Origin of the sequence: Sphingopyxis sp. H053, from assembly GCF_001468225.1 — a bacterium.
Classification (GTDB): Bacteria; Pseudomonadota; Alphaproteobacteria; order Sphingomonadales; family Sphingomonadaceae; genus Sphingopyxis.
This window is the reverse complement of record NZ_LNRU01000003.1, coordinates 75,374-89,105: the sequence shown is the minus strand read 5'-3', so window position 1 is coordinate 89,105 and position 13,732 is coordinate 75,374. Positions and strand designations below refer to the sequence as shown.

Below are 13,732 nucleotides of genomic sequence, written 5' to 3'. Positions count from 1 at the left end.
CAATCAGCCCAACTCAAGGGGCGAATTGAAAAGTAAACTGGGCGAAAACGTTATTATATTGACAATTATGACCACTTGGGGGATTTATGCCTGAATGCTGGCGCAGACCAGTTGAAACTATGCGGGTTTCGGGGCTGGCTTGAGCTAGTCGACGGGAGGATGGAAAATCATATATTTTTGAAGATTTTAGCCGTGTGTGCGGCGCCTACCGCTTAGCCGCTGGGCACGCTGCATGTCTGCGCCTCAAAGATCACAGCCCGCAAAAATAAGGATGCGCGCCGAGACGCGCGAATGGGAAGGGAGAGACTGAAGTGATTAATCGATCAAACCAGCTTGCCACAGTGTCCGCGTTGGCAATGGCGGGCATCATGCTCGGTGTATCGACGTCTGCCAGCGCGGCTGACACTACCGAGGGAAGCGAGGCGCCAGCAAGCCGTGATGCCTCGGCCAACACCGATGGAAGTTCGACGGGGCTAAACGAAATTATTGTGACAGCTCAGAAGCGGTCCCAGAATCTCCAAGATGTTCCTGCAGTAATTAACGCGCTCGACGCGGGCATGATCGAGGATCGCCAGATTGGCGGTCTTGAAGAGCTTCAGGGGGCGGTTGCGGGCCTCAAGTTCGACCCTGTTTCCGGCAACTCCAACATTTCCATTCGCGGCGTCGGCACCACCTTCACGACCGGCGCGGGCGAAAATTCGGTCTCCTTGCATCTCGACGGCGTCTATCTTTCGAGCCCTCAGGGCGCTGGCCTCGGCCAGTTCGACCTTGGCGGGATCGAAGTGCTGCGTGGCCCGCAAGGGACACTTTACGGCAAGAATTCCACGGCGGGTATCGTCAACTTCATATCGGCGGCGCCTACCCGCGAGTTCGAAGCGGGCGTTACGGCGGGCTACGGGAATTATGACGACCTCAAAGGCTCGGCTTATGTCAGCGGCCCGCTTAGCGACGGAGTGCGCGCGCGGCTCTACATCGAAGGTGGCCAACGCGATGGCTATGTCAAGAATCTCCAGACCGGCCAGGATCTCGACGATCTGCGCTACATCGGTGGCCGTTTCGGTATCGACGCCGACGTGTCGCCGGGGTGGGATATGGAAGCGCGCCTGACCTACCGGCGCGAAGCCAGCAACGGCCCGGTGCGTCAGCCCTATGACCTCAACCGCCTGTCCTTGCCGATCCAGGATACGATCGTCACCCCTCGCCGGTTGAACTCACCGCTCATTTTTGACGGCAATCGGTCCATCGCGCTCGCATCGCTGAAAAACACGTTCGATCTCGGCGGCAACGTAAATCTTGTCTCGATCACCGGCGCTTCTCGCCTGCGCGTCAATTACAATTCGCTGGACTCGTTGGCGCAAGGAAATCCGAATGACCCGATCTTTGCAAATCTGACCATTCCGATCGCCCAGGGTGTCCGGGTTTCGACCTTCTCACAGGAATTCAACCTCAAGGGCGACAGTGGGCCGGTGGACTGGCTGGTGGGGGCCTTTTACTATAATGAAATCAACCGAACGACCGGCTCAGTTACCCTCGACGGACGGCTGCTTGGCAGCCCGTCCGCACTCATCCGTGTGTCCAACGGCCGCTCGAAGCGCGAAAGCGCCTCCATATTCGCAGATGCCACGATCAGCGTGAGCGACGCTACCCGGCTGTTTGGTGGCGTCCGGGGTCTTTACGAGCGGTCGCAAAATGATCTGTTGGTGACGTTCCAGCTTCCCGGCGGCACGGTCGTTCAGACCGATTGCAGTCCGGGCGCACCGCTTCAGCGCGTGACCGACTGGTCGGCTACGGGACGCATAGGCCTGCAGCATGATCTGTCGGACGATGTCATGGCCTATGGGCAGCTGTCGCGTGGGTACAAGTCCGGCGGCTTTTCCAACAGTACCTGCGGCAATCAGTATAAACCGGAAACGGTCAACGCCATCGAGACGGGACTCAAGACGCGGTTTCTTGACAGGCGTGCGACGCTCAACCTCTCGGCCTTCTACTATGATTACAAGAATATCTCGGTCGAGCAGTCGACGATATTCGGGACCAATGTCGTAGGCGCTCCGAAAAGCGAGATCTACGGGCTGGACATCGACGGGCGGCTGCAGGTCAATGATATGCTGAGCTTCGATGGCAACGCGAGCTTCGTACACAGCGAATATAAGCGCTTCCTGTCGACGGGTGGCGCGATCTTTGGCGAGCCCGATGGTACCGATTTGGCGGGACGGGCTCTCAACAAGGCTCCGGGTGCGTCCGGTACGATCGGCACGCAACTCGAATTTCCCGTCGGTTCGGGCAAGATCACGCTTCGCGGCGAGGCCTATTTCACAAGCGGATACCGCCTCCGCGAATATAATGATCCCTCGCTGCGGCAGAAGGCCTATGAACTGTATAATGCATTCGTGACGTACGAACCCAATGATTTGGTCACCGTACGTGGCTTTGTCCGGAACATCACCAAGACAAATTATATCCAGGGGACTGTGGTGCAGCTCAATGGGGTCACGGGGGTCTATAATCCGCCACGCACTTATGGTGTGGAACTGGCACTGAAAATCCGCTGAGGCACCAAGGGCCGGCCTGCGGGCCGGCCCGTCGCCGAAGAATATTGAACACGGAAAGTTGATTTGAAATGAGTGCGGAAACTGAAGAATTGCAGGGGTTCTACGACAAGTCGGTCGCGGCTGCGAAGTCGGGCTACCCGGAAATTGACGCAGATCGGCTGGCAGCCTTCATTGCTGCGCAGCCCGGCATCGAAGGCCCCGTCACGCTCAGCAATTTCATTGTCCCGCAATCATCCGGTGCCAGCAACGGCATTCTGTTGTTCACGGCCGAGTTCGGGCGGAGCGGCGAGCGTCGCCGGGAAGACATGGTCGCGCGTTACGCACCTGGCACGACCATGATCAAGCAGAAGAGCTTTTCTGACGAGTTCCTGACTCTCGTCGCGGCATACAAGCGCGGTCTGCCCGTGCCCGAGCCGCTATGGCTTGACGCGGACGGTTCGGCTGTCGGCTATCCGTCCTTCGTCATGGCGCGGATCGAGGGCACGCCTCCCGCGTCCGCAATGTACTCCAAGGGACCGCTCGCCGACGTCAGTCCGGAAGCGCGCAAGGCGATGATGCTTGAAGCCGCTGGCTTCCATGGTCGCCTACGCCGCGAGGCGATCGGACGCGACGAACTGCCGCATCTGCTCGCGCGCGGCAGCGGTGAAACCGATATCGAACGCGAACTCAACTGGTTCCTCGCGGAAGCAAGGCTAAGCTCCGAGCCGGACGATCCGAAGCTCGAGCCCATCGTCGAGGCTCACCGCTGGATGGTCGCGCACCAGCCAGCCGTTCGCGAGGGAACGCTTGTACAAGGCGATTCCCAGATCGCGAATGTGATGTTTCGCGACGGGCGGCTTGCGGCGGTGCTCGATTGGGAACTCGCCTATCTCGGCCATAATGAGGCCGACCTTGCGCTCATCGTCTTCCTCACCGAGACGATGAAACAGCTCGACAAGCATGTCGACGGGACACCGACCGAGGCAGAATATCTTGCTCGGTTCGAGGAAGAGGCCGGCGCTCCGGCGGAACATTATGACTTTTTCAAACTGTTTCCTCTCTTCAAGACGCAGTGCATCCTGCTATCGGGGCGGAGCTTCCAGCCAGCCTTCGAACAGGTCTGGACCTATTATCTCGCCCACCTTCATGCCGAACTCGCCAACGCGAAACGCATATACGGCGATTGACGCCGCGGATCGGGGCATGGCGGACAGCACCCGGCCCGAGAAGCAACACAATGGACAGGGGTCGCGCAGCTTGCCAGCTGCGCGGCCCCTCTATCATTAGCATCGGGTCCGGCACTTTCGCGCATTCTCAAACGCGATTGCCGGCTGGGCGTCGCCGTGCCGGCGCCTTTTCCGGGCGCCGGCAACCCACGTCGATTCAAATAATATAATCCTCGGCCTTGCTGAGCCCCTCGGCAATCGCAAGAAAACTGACGTCCGCCTGGTTCGGGATATATGAACCCCGGCCAGGATTCGTACACATTTCGAGATCGACGAACCCTGTTTTCCCGCCATATTCAAAGGTCGAGATATTGTCCTGCGAGAATGTGCCCATCGCCGGCAGAGGTGTGAGGAACCCCTGAACGACCTTGGATTCGATCCTGAGCTGCTCGCCGGACTCAAGCGTCATGATGCCGATGCTCCCGAGCGGGGTCAGGCCATCATAATCAAAGGTCACGGCAACCCGCAGGTTGGTGATCGCCTCCTGCTTGCCGTTGCGATCGACGAAGCCCATTGTCATCGGGGTCGTTTCGTTGAAATCGAGAAAGAAGCCCGCGAAGCTGAGTTCGGAACCACAGGTGCCGGTGTACATGCGATATCGGTGCATCATGGGCGCGCTGTCGCTTCGCTTCCCCCATGACCGGTCGCGATGGGCAAAAGCGTCAATTTCATATTCATTGTCGCCAATTCGGACTTTCCCGCGAATGCGGCCGCCGCATTCGAGGTGACCATCGGAATTGGTAGCTTCTTCGAAATGCTCTGTATTCTTGCCCGACGGCCAGTTGCGCGGTGTATAGAAGCTCTCGTAGAATTCGATATCAGCCGAAGACTCAGGCTCGTCCCAAGTGTAGCGCATCCTGCCGTCGCCGAGAGCCTCGGCCGTGTGGCTGCCAACGACCTGCTTGCGGGACTGGCGCGCGTCCGCACCCAATTGTACCTCGTTGCGCGGGGCGCTGTTGAGGACAAATCGTTCACCGCCCGTCTTGAAGACGAACAGCATCAGCTGGCCGGTGCCCTTGTTCGGCTTCTGGCCGATGCGATGGAAGCCTCCCACGCCCAATTTGACATCATAGAACCAGTAGCAATCGCTCTCCTGCCAGCTAGGTTCGTCGCTGAACTGGTGCGGGCAATCCCAATGATCCGAGAACACGGCTTCCATTACCTCAATCCCTTCTTTTCTGTTTGTAATGACTAAAGATCACGCCCCCGCACCGGCCATGCCATTGACCATCGCCATGAAACCTTCGCCCGGCGATGCGTCCGGCATACCGAGTTTGCGCGCCATCAGCATCGTCGCGGGATTGTTTGTCAGCACGTCCGTCCCCGCTGGCATCCGCCCTTCGCCGACGAGGCGATCCGAGAAGCGAATTCCCACGATGTTCATGCGGAACCAGGCGAGCATCGAATAATAGTCCAGATCGGCAACCGGCCGACCGCGTTCGGCTTCGTAATGGGCGATGATCTCGGCGCGGCTTGGCAGACCCTCGAGCCGCGCTACCCCCGACAGCGTCGAGAAATTTTCCTCGGCCTCGAGCCACCACGCGAGATCTGCTTCGCCGGGACCGAGGGAAGCCATTTCGAAGTCGATCAGGGCTGCTACGCTGAGGTCGGGTCCGAACATCATATTCGCAGGTGTCGGATCGCCCCACAGGACGCTGACATCGGTGTCCCGGGGCTTGTTTGCCATGAGATAGTCGAGGGCGGCGTCGGCAACTTCGAGCCGGCGACCAGCCTTGGCCCAGATATACCAGTCTCTGGTCCAGGCAAGGAACTGATCGATGCCGGGTTCGCCCCGCTGGCTGTCGTCCAAAAAGGAAAAGCCTTGCCGCCAGTCGATCCGGTGGAGCCGCGCCAGCGTTGCGATCGCTCGCAGCCATATCTCGCGTCGCTGTTCGATCGGCAAATCGGCGAGCCACCCTTCGACGTTATAATTCGGCACCTGGTCAACGACCCGTCCTTCGATCGCCTCCATCACGAGGAAGGGGCTCCCTATCGGCGCCGGGTCGGGTTCGACACCGAGCGCGCGCGGGGCAGGAATATGGGGGTGGAGCGCGAGCGCCTCCATCATCCGGTGCGGCAGCCTGATATCGGCGTCCAGGAAGAGGTCCGTCCCGGCGAGTTGTCGCCTGATGACGAGTGCGCGTTCACGATGTTCGCCATCGGCTTCATAAGCCATGGTAGCGAACATCGTTTCAGCGGAATTACCCGTGCCGCTGGGAAAACGCAGGGGCGACAAGGTCAGGTCGCCCAGATCGGCGAATTTCTGCCGCAACCAGGCCTGAAGGCCTTTCCGCATCGCCTCGCGGTCGATCGTCTGCGAGCCGCTCATGGATGATTCAACCCGGCCCGGCTGCGGTAAAGACCGTTGTCGAGTCTGCCGCTCGCCACGAAGGTCGGACGATCGGTCCCATTGCGTGGGTTCAAGATCGTGTCGATGAGGCCACCGCCCGTGCGATTGCCGCAACGTATTGTGCATGGCATCGCCATCTCGAAATGCTTCTGACCAAGTTCCAGCCAGACATTGCCATATCCTTCGGCCTCGAACGTCAGCCGGCCAAATTTTTCCGAAACGGCCACGACGGTTCCGCCCCGATTGGATAGCCCGTCAAATGCCATCAGCACGGACGCATCCTCGATCACGGCGGTGTCCACTTCGCCATCCTTTACGATATAGCCGAAAAGACTTTCGAGCCCGGAGCGCATACGCCCGCCGCCGAAGCCAAAAGAAAAATCCTCACCAAGCGAGCCCACGAGCCACCAGGCGGCATACATGTCGGCATTGGGGTTATCCATGTGCCGTGGGCCCCAGCTATGGTCGCGATAGGTAAAGCCCGAAATGGCGCGCTCGGGCTCGTCGCCGATCCGAACGGACCCGGAAAAAGTGCCGCCGGCCTGGAGATGATTGGCTGCCATCACGCGGCTCGTTTCGTTCCGCATGCCAGTGAGGTCCCAGAAATCATAGGGTGCGTGCACATCGCGGACCTGGATATCGAGATCGACATTCTCGTCGCTGGCACGCCACCGGCTTGAGCGGACGCCGAATGTGGCGGACTGGAAACCATCGGCATGGAACGTGTCGACGGACCGGTCGGCTTCGCGAAGGGGAAGCCCTTCAGCTGTGCGGGAATAGTTGAGCCCGTTACGCGAGGTCACGCCAAAGCAGGACCGGGTAAGGCCGAGGTTCGGTTGATGGCCGATCCGGATGAAGCCGCCGATTTCCTGGGAGGGATCGGCCCAGCCAAGGACAATGCTTTCCTGCCATTGCGGATCTTCCCCAGGATCGTGCGGAAGCTCGACATCATCCGGCAGCGGTGACAGTTTCGAAATTTCCATGGCCTCGTCCCTTCATTGCGCATTGCGCGCGATTCCTCGAAACCCGGGAATCGTTCGTTCATTAATTACTCATCTAATTATATTTTCTTTTCGCCGTCAACAGGGCTGCTGCTGCGGCGGGTTTAACGGTGCGTTGCGGCGGAGGAGCGGGCAGCGGGCACGCGCCACGAATTTTTTAGGTATTCAATTAATTATCCGTTGACTTTCGCTGCTCAATCGGCCCGATGGTGCTTCGCCCTCGTTGCGGGAGCGTCGTCTGCGGTCACGAAACATGGCACAATCGTTCGAGCACCGCGGATGATCGCCCGAGGATCCCGCCTGGGCGATGGGCGCCAACCTGCGGTCGAGAGCCGGCCGCGCGGCAGAACAGAAACGGGAGAGTCATGTCGGAACTCGATGTCGATCAGATTGGCGCAGCTATCGTCAAGCATCAGCGTGGTGCGCGGTTCGCCGAAACCACTCCCGATCAATGGGGCGACCGGCTCATGCAGTTTATCGGCGCGCAGGCGGGAGTCTCGGACGTCCGAGTCGCCAACGTGCGCGAAGTCGGCACAGCTGCGGGTGGTTCGAACGGAACTCTTCTGTTCGAGGCAAGCTGGACCGAAGACGGCGAGCCGCGCTCGTCGGGTCTCGTCTTGCGTTTCATGCCGACGCGCGGCCTGTTCCACGCCTATGACGTCACCGCGCAGTTCAACCTGCAGCGCGCGCTTGAAGCCACCGATGTGCCGGTTCCGCCACAGATCTGGCTCGATCCGGACGGCAACCTTCTCGGTCGCCCGGGCTATGTGATGGGAATGGTCGAGGGGGCGAGCGCGCCGATGACCTGGATGACTTCGGGCATCATCGCCGACGCTGAGCCGGCAGCGCGGCGCGAGATGCAACTGGGCTATCTCGAAGCGCTCGCGCGCGTGCATGCGCTGGACTGGCGGGCGCTCGGGCTCGAATGGCTGGAAAAGCGCGCGGCGGGTGCGCGTCCGATCGAGCGCGAGGTAAATTGGTATTGGGATTCGCTCGAATATGCCGACTGCAAGCCCTATCTCGAAGCGCTGCGACCGCTCCGGGATTGGCTCGTCGCAAATGAGCCGGCCGACATTGATACGGTCCTGTGTCATGGCGACGCGAACTTCGGCAATTATCTCTATCTCGGGACTGCGGTGTCGGCCGTGGTCGATTGGGAGATGAGCTTTCTCGGGACGCCCGAATGCGATGTCTGTTTCACGCAAATGGGCGACCAGATCATCCAGAATGATGTCCCGGCTCTGGAAGGGACGCTGAGTTATCAGCAGCGGATTGCAGAATATGAGCGACTGTCGGGGCGCAAGCTTCGCAACATGCCCTATTTCGAGCTGTTTACGGCCTATCGGCTGGCGGTCATCAACGTGCTGACGTTCCGGCATTTCCCGGAGCCCATATTGCGCCAGTTGTTGCCAGTCATCGAACGCGGGCCGAAGATCGCCGCGGATTTGGCCGCCAGGGTCGGACTGGAGATTTTGCTGCCGCCGTCGGGCACGATCGACTGAAATTTAGGGTCCACTTGTTCGCTCGACCCCGAGCGTCCTCTCCGCACTGCGACGCTCGCGAGATCGCGAGTCCTTGCGGCTGCGGCGACCGCAGCAGTTACATACGCGGTCGCCTGCCTTTTTTAGCGGAGCCAGGAGGGGTCAAATCCCCGCTGGGAAATTCCGTCGTTCGTGTTGGCGAGAAAGAGGTGCGACACCGCCTGATTGCCGCGATGGGCATTATCGATCATGTTGAAATCGCACACGCCCTCCAGGCCTTGCCACCTGGGGATAGACAGAACTTCGATCCCTGCCGGAGAAGAGTTCGGACCGCCATTGTTGAGGTCTGTGGAAGTCACGACGCCATCGACAGCTTCGACGTCGATACGAAGGGTCTGGCCGTTCTCGAGCTGCGCCACAGTCCAGCCGCCGATCGACGAGAGGCCGTCGCCCAGCGTGCAATTGACGGTATGGAAATCCCGGATAGGCTCGCGCTTTCCATCGAGCATCACATAGCCCATCTTGGCGAAGGCGCCATCCTCGGCCTGCATCGTGAGCAGCGAGTAGCTCAGCTTCTCGCCCACCGTGCCGGCATGCCAGCGCGCCGAGCGAAACATCGGTAGCGGGCGCGGTCCGTAGCCATGATCGCGGTAGCCGATGCCATTCTCGATGGTGACCACCCGGTCGCCGATCCGGACGCGGCCTTCCACCCGGCCGGCGCTTTCCGGGTGGCCATGATCGTCGCCTCCCGAAGTCAATGTTCCATGACCCGGTCCTCCGACCACCTCCCATTCCTGCGAAGGATACCAATCATAGATGCGCAGGTCCGCTTCCGCATCGTCGTCGAACGCCTCGAAGCGACAATATTCCATATCGGGAATCGTGAATCGCATCGTTCCGGAACTGGCCATGACATCGGTTCGATCGCCTGCCTCCAGAGGACGGTCGAGCAGGTGGCGACGGAAGCGGGTTCCGTCGGGGAATGCCATCCCCCAATGCGTCTGCGTGGTCTTCTGATTCACATAGGATCCCGTGCGCAGGAAGCCGACGAGGCCAGTGTCCGGATCACGAAACACCAATACCCAGGATTCCTGCCAGAACGGATGATTTCCAGGGTGATGGGGCAAATCAATCGCAGAATACAGGCTCATCGGTCTCTCCACTATTTTTGACCTTCAACATCTCGAGGCCTCAGGATTCGGGATCAAAACCCGATCTTCGCAGGATCGAGCCGGCCGCGGTCCGAGCCTAAAATTACTCGATTAATTAAATGATGACAAGTTTGCATCTCGGCGGTGCGGTCATTCCGCGCGCCAAGGGCTCCAGGTGGGCAATCTTGCGATGTGGCGCAAAGCGAGGACGGAGCGGCTCGGGGAACCGCTGATACAGAGCATGAGATGTTTTTATCGCCTCAAGCCATTTTCGAGCCTGGTCTACCTGCGAGACTGCGCCGCGGTCTCCAAGTGCAATACTGGCATCGCCGCGCGGCCCAGGCGGTCGCTATGCCATTGTTAAAGCCGGTGCGGCTGGTATGCTTGAGTCCTGTCGGCACGACAGGACCGAATTCAGGAAGCGCTGGGGAGATCGATGAGGGCGCCTGCGATGAAACCAAGAGGCCGACGGGCCAAGACAGCCGAGCCGGAAACCCCGCCGCGCGATCGGCTGGTTGAGGCAACGGCCAATCTCATGGTTGAGCGAGGATCAATTGATGTTTCGCTCGCCGATATTGCACGGCGGGCCGATCTCAATTCTGCTCTGATCAGCTACTATTTCGGCAACAAGGCGGGGCTGATGATGGAGTTGCTTCGCTCGGTTCTGGGCGGCGACATATCAAAGCTCGATGCCTTCTCGCAGCGACAATTGTCGCCTGAAGAGAAGCTGTCGGGCTTCGTTCGCGGGATGATCGACAGCTATTTCACTTACCCGTTCATCAACCCGCTGACCCACCAACTCGTCACCGAAGAGCCCGAAACCTACGGTCCGCTGATCGCGGAGGAGTTCAGCAAGCGGGCGGCAACGATTCTCCGGAACATCCTCGCCGAAGGGCAGGCCTCGGGAGTTTTCGCAAAGGTCGATCCGCTTCATCTTTATTTTCACATCGTCGGTGCCTGCGATCAATTCTTCCATGGCCGTTATCAAATGCAGCATATCTTCGGCATCGGCGCGATCGACGAGCCCATGAAGCAAGGATATTCGAATTATCTCGCCAACGCCGTGGTGAAGAGCCTGCGTCCCGCAACTTAGCCGACTGCCGGTCAGCACTGGCCCGATCGATATCGAAGGCGTCGGCCGTGCCGTACGTCTCCTTTTGCCATGCCCGGAACAGCAAGGCGCAGGAACGCGCCGCGGGAGAAGCTTGCCCCAACCCCTGATGGCGCTCTAAGGTCGAATTATAACTATATGGACGATCGTATATATATTTTGCGTTGACATTAATCCTAATGATGCCACCACTATGAAGCTCGCGAACCTTCGGGGTCGCGAATGCACGGAGGCAATCTCCGGCGGTCAATGGGAGGAGGCTGACAATGCGCTACGGCAAGAGACCGGATGGGCAGATGCATCGATCGGCGCGCGCTATCGCGGATGGCCTCATCCCCTCATCATCGCGTCTCAGGCTCCATCGACGCGGCAGCAGCGCTGCCGACGGCGAGCCGCGAGACGGCTTCCTGGAGGGAATTGGAATGCGGAGCAAGGCACTGGCACTTTGTGCGTCGATCGGCGTGTTGGCATGGGCTGGGGCAGCGCGGGCCCAAACGGCGCCCGAAGCGCCTGCGGCCGACGAACCGTCGCAGCTGGGCGAAATCATCGTCACGGCCCAGAAGCGAAGCGAGTCGCTCCAGCGCACGCCCGTTGCGGTCAGCGCCTTCACATCCGAGACGCTGGAGCAGCAGCAGATCAACGGCGTTCAGCAGTTGCAGTACAATGTTCCGTCGCTGGTGTTCGCCCAGCTTACCGGCTACTCGCAACTTTCGATGCGCGGCATCGGCTCCGACCTGACGGTTACGGCCGGCGAGCCGACGGTCGCGACGTTCCAGGACGGCGTCTACATGGGTCAGCTCTTTGCCCAGAGCGTCCCCAGCTTCGACCTCGAGCGCATCGAAGTTCTGCGTGGCCCGCAAGGTACCCTGTACGGTCGCAATTCGACCGGCGGGACGATCAATTACATCACCAAGCCACCGTCCTACGACACGGCTGCCAATCTTGCCTTCACTTATGGAAATTACGATCGCGTCGCGGTGGAAGCCGGGGCAACCGGTGCGATCGTGCCGGACAAGGTGGCAGCACGGGTCTCGGTGAAATATGACCGGAGAGACGGCTACCGCTTCAATGTCTTCGACGGCAAGCGGTACGATGCCAACGACCATCTGAGCGGCCAGGCTGCGCTGCTTATCGAGCCGTCGAGCGACATCAAGCTGACCTTGCGCGGCGACATGTCACGGCAGGTTACGTCCGCGGTACAGCAGTTCATCGATGCGCTCCCGACGCCGTCGAGCATCTCACCCGAAACGCCGACCGGAATTTTCTCCCTTCCGGGAACCGCGCTCGCCGGAATTCCCGGCCTCCTGTCGCCCTCGGACCTCGCGCTGCTGGGGAATCGAAGCATCTCCGACCTGTTTGGCCTCTCGGAGCCCGGGCTGCGCGGAGGCGATCCCACCAAATCGACCCGCATTGCCAATGACTTTCCGTCGCGGACCGAAGTCAATCTTCGCGGGGCCAGTGCGACACTCGACTGGGACATCGGGAATGTATCGCTGAAGTCGATCACGGCTTATCGGTTCAGCAAATTGTTCATCCAGACCGACAATGACGGCAGCAGTGCGGCCATTCTCTACGAGGATCCGATCCAGCAAACCTCGAAGCAGTTCACGCAGGAAGTGAATATCTCGGGGAAGGCGTTCGACGACCGGCTGGACTGGCTCGCAGGAGTCTTTTACCTGCACGATCGCGCAAGTCTGAAAGCGGACATCTATCTGCCCTCGCTCGGCGATCTCATCATTGCCTCCGCCAGCCTGGGCACCGCGGCACCGCCACCGGTCTTCGACCTGTCGCAGCCTCTCATCCCCAATCTCCTCCTCCTCGGGTCCGATCCGCTGCTCGGCAATACCCTTTATGGCGGGCAACCGACGCCCGTCGCCTTTCTGGGCTTCGGTGCCGAGCAGAAAAGCTCCTCGCTGGCGGGCTTCGGTCAAGTCACCTACCGGATCGCGGATCGGTTGCGGGTGACCGCGGGCCTTCGCTACACGCGCGATGAAAAGGACGTCTTCCGGCGGCTCCACTCCAACTTCGTACCGACTGCGGCCTTGTGCGAAACCCAGTCGAAGAAGAGCTGGACCGCGTGGACCGGAACGGCCGGGGTGGATTTCGACCTCTCGGATCGCGCGATGCTCTACGGAAAGGTGTCGCGGGGCTACAAGGCCGGGGGGTTCAATCCGGCGGAATGCACGGGGAGTTTCAACCCCGAAATCCTCTGGTCCTACGAAGCCGGGCTCAAGTCGACGCTCGCCGACAATCAGCTGCGCGTCAATTTGGCGGGCTTCTATTATGATTTCAGCGACATCCAGTTCACGACCTATCTCAACAACTCCTCGACGATCAGGAATGCCGCCGATGCGACGCTTTACGGCATCGAGGCCGAGTATATGCTCGCGCCGCGCGGCCTTGCCGGATTCTCGCTCGATGGGTCCGGTTCGTGGATCCACAGCGAATATGGCAGCCAGCTTCTCCAGGACCCGCTCGGCCTTGCGACGCTCGACATCAAAGGGAACCGCCTTATCCGGGCCCCCGAATGGAAGCTCAACTTCGGAGCGCAGCAGCGGATAGAGACCGCGAACGCCGGCGCCTTCACCCTCCGGGGCGAAGCGGCCTACACCAGCCAAATCTTCCATGATGTGTTCAATGGGAAGGCGCCCTTCCAATCGCAAACCCGCGAAGCGCCTTATTGGATCTTGAATGCCCGCCTGAGCTGGTCGTCGCCGGGCGATCGGTTCCAGGCGCAATTGTTCGCCGAGAATATCACGAACAAGCTTTATGCCTACAGCCGCGTCGCAGCGGCAACGGGGGCCTATGTGTCCGGACAATTCTCGCCGCCACGGACCTATGGCATCCGCCTGTCGATGAAGCTCGGCGCGAACTGAGGCGC

The 13,732-nt window shown here is 60.1% G+C and carries 9 protein-coding genes; 5 read left to right on the top strand and 4 right to left on the bottom strand.

The annotated features are described in order from the left end of the window. Window positions 1–356: 356 nt before the first annotated feature. The gene (locus ATE70_RS06275; protein ID WP_082639785.1) at window positions 357–2,552 is read left to right on the top strand and encodes a TonB-dependent receptor; all 2,196 of its coding nucleotides are present in this window, start codon (window positions 357–359) and stop codon (window positions 2,550–2,552) included. A 68-nt stretch (window positions 2,553–2,620) separates the two neighbouring features. Then, window positions 2,621–3,718 carry a phosphotransferase family protein gene (locus ATE70_RS06270; RefSeq protein WP_058537101.1) on the top strand — a complete coding sequence of 366 codons (1,098 nt, stop codon included), beginning with the start codon at window positions 2,621–2,623 and terminating at the stop codon, window positions 3,716–3,718. 196 nt (window positions 3,719–3,914) lie between these two features. Here ATE70_RS06270 and ATE70_RS06265 read toward each other — a convergent pair whose 3' ends face one another. From ATE70_RS06265 to ATE70_RS25130, 3 genes are read right to left on the bottom strand one after another with little or no spacing between them, the layout of a single operon-like run. After that, window positions 3,915–4,916: a DUF7064 domain-containing protein gene (locus tag ATE70_RS06265; RefSeq protein WP_058537100.1), complete on the bottom strand. Its 1,002-nt coding sequence runs from the start codon at window positions 4,914–4,916 to the stop codon at window positions 3,915–3,917. A 39-nt stretch (window positions 4,917–4,955) separates the two neighbouring features. After that, a complete protein-coding gene (locus tag ATE70_RS06260; RefSeq protein ID WP_058537099.1) occupies window positions 4,956–6,086 on the bottom strand; it encodes a phosphotransferase family protein in 1,131 nt (376 codons plus the stop codon). Continuing rightward, window positions 6,083–7,090, bottom strand: a complete 1,008-nt coding sequence (locus ATE70_RS25130; RefSeq protein ID WP_058537098.1) for a DUF7065 domain-containing protein — start codon at window positions 7,088–7,090, stop codon at window positions 6,083–6,085. Before ATE70_RS25130 ends, ATE70_RS06260 begins: the two co-directional genes overlap by 4 nt. Before the next feature lie 383 nt (window positions 7,091–7,473). On the opposite strand from ATE70_RS25130, the gene ATE70_RS06250 reads away from it, so the two are divergent. After that, complete coding sequence (locus ATE70_RS06250) at window positions 7,474–8,610, top strand: phosphotransferase family protein (protein WP_058537097.1); 1,137 nt, start codon at window positions 7,474–7,476, stop codon at window positions 8,608–8,610. 122 nt (window positions 8,611–8,732) lie between these two features. On the opposite strand, the gene ATE70_RS06245 is transcribed toward ATE70_RS06250, so the two are convergent. Further along, on the bottom strand, window positions 8,733–9,740 hold the full coding sequence (locus ATE70_RS06245; RefSeq protein ID WP_058801215.1) for a DUF7064 domain-containing protein: 1,008 nt from the start codon (window positions 9,738–9,740) through the stop codon (window positions 8,733–8,735). Window positions 9,741–10,191: 451 nt separating this feature from the next. Here ATE70_RS06245 and ATE70_RS06240 point away from each other — a divergent pair, with 451 nt between their 5' ends. Both ATE70_RS06240 and ATE70_RS06235 read left to right on the top strand, forming a co-directional pair. Then, window positions 10,192–10,833 carry a TetR family transcriptional regulator gene (locus ATE70_RS06240; protein ID WP_158213701.1) on the top strand — a complete coding sequence of 214 codons (642 nt, stop codon included), beginning with the start codon at window positions 10,192–10,194 and terminating at the stop codon, window positions 10,831–10,833. 440 nt (window positions 10,834–11,273) lie between these two features. After that, window positions 11,274–13,727, top strand: a complete 2,454-nt coding sequence (locus ATE70_RS06235; protein WP_058537096.1) for a TonB-dependent receptor — start codon at window positions 11,274–11,276, stop codon at window positions 13,725–13,727. Window positions 13,728–13,732: the final 5 nt, after the last annotated feature.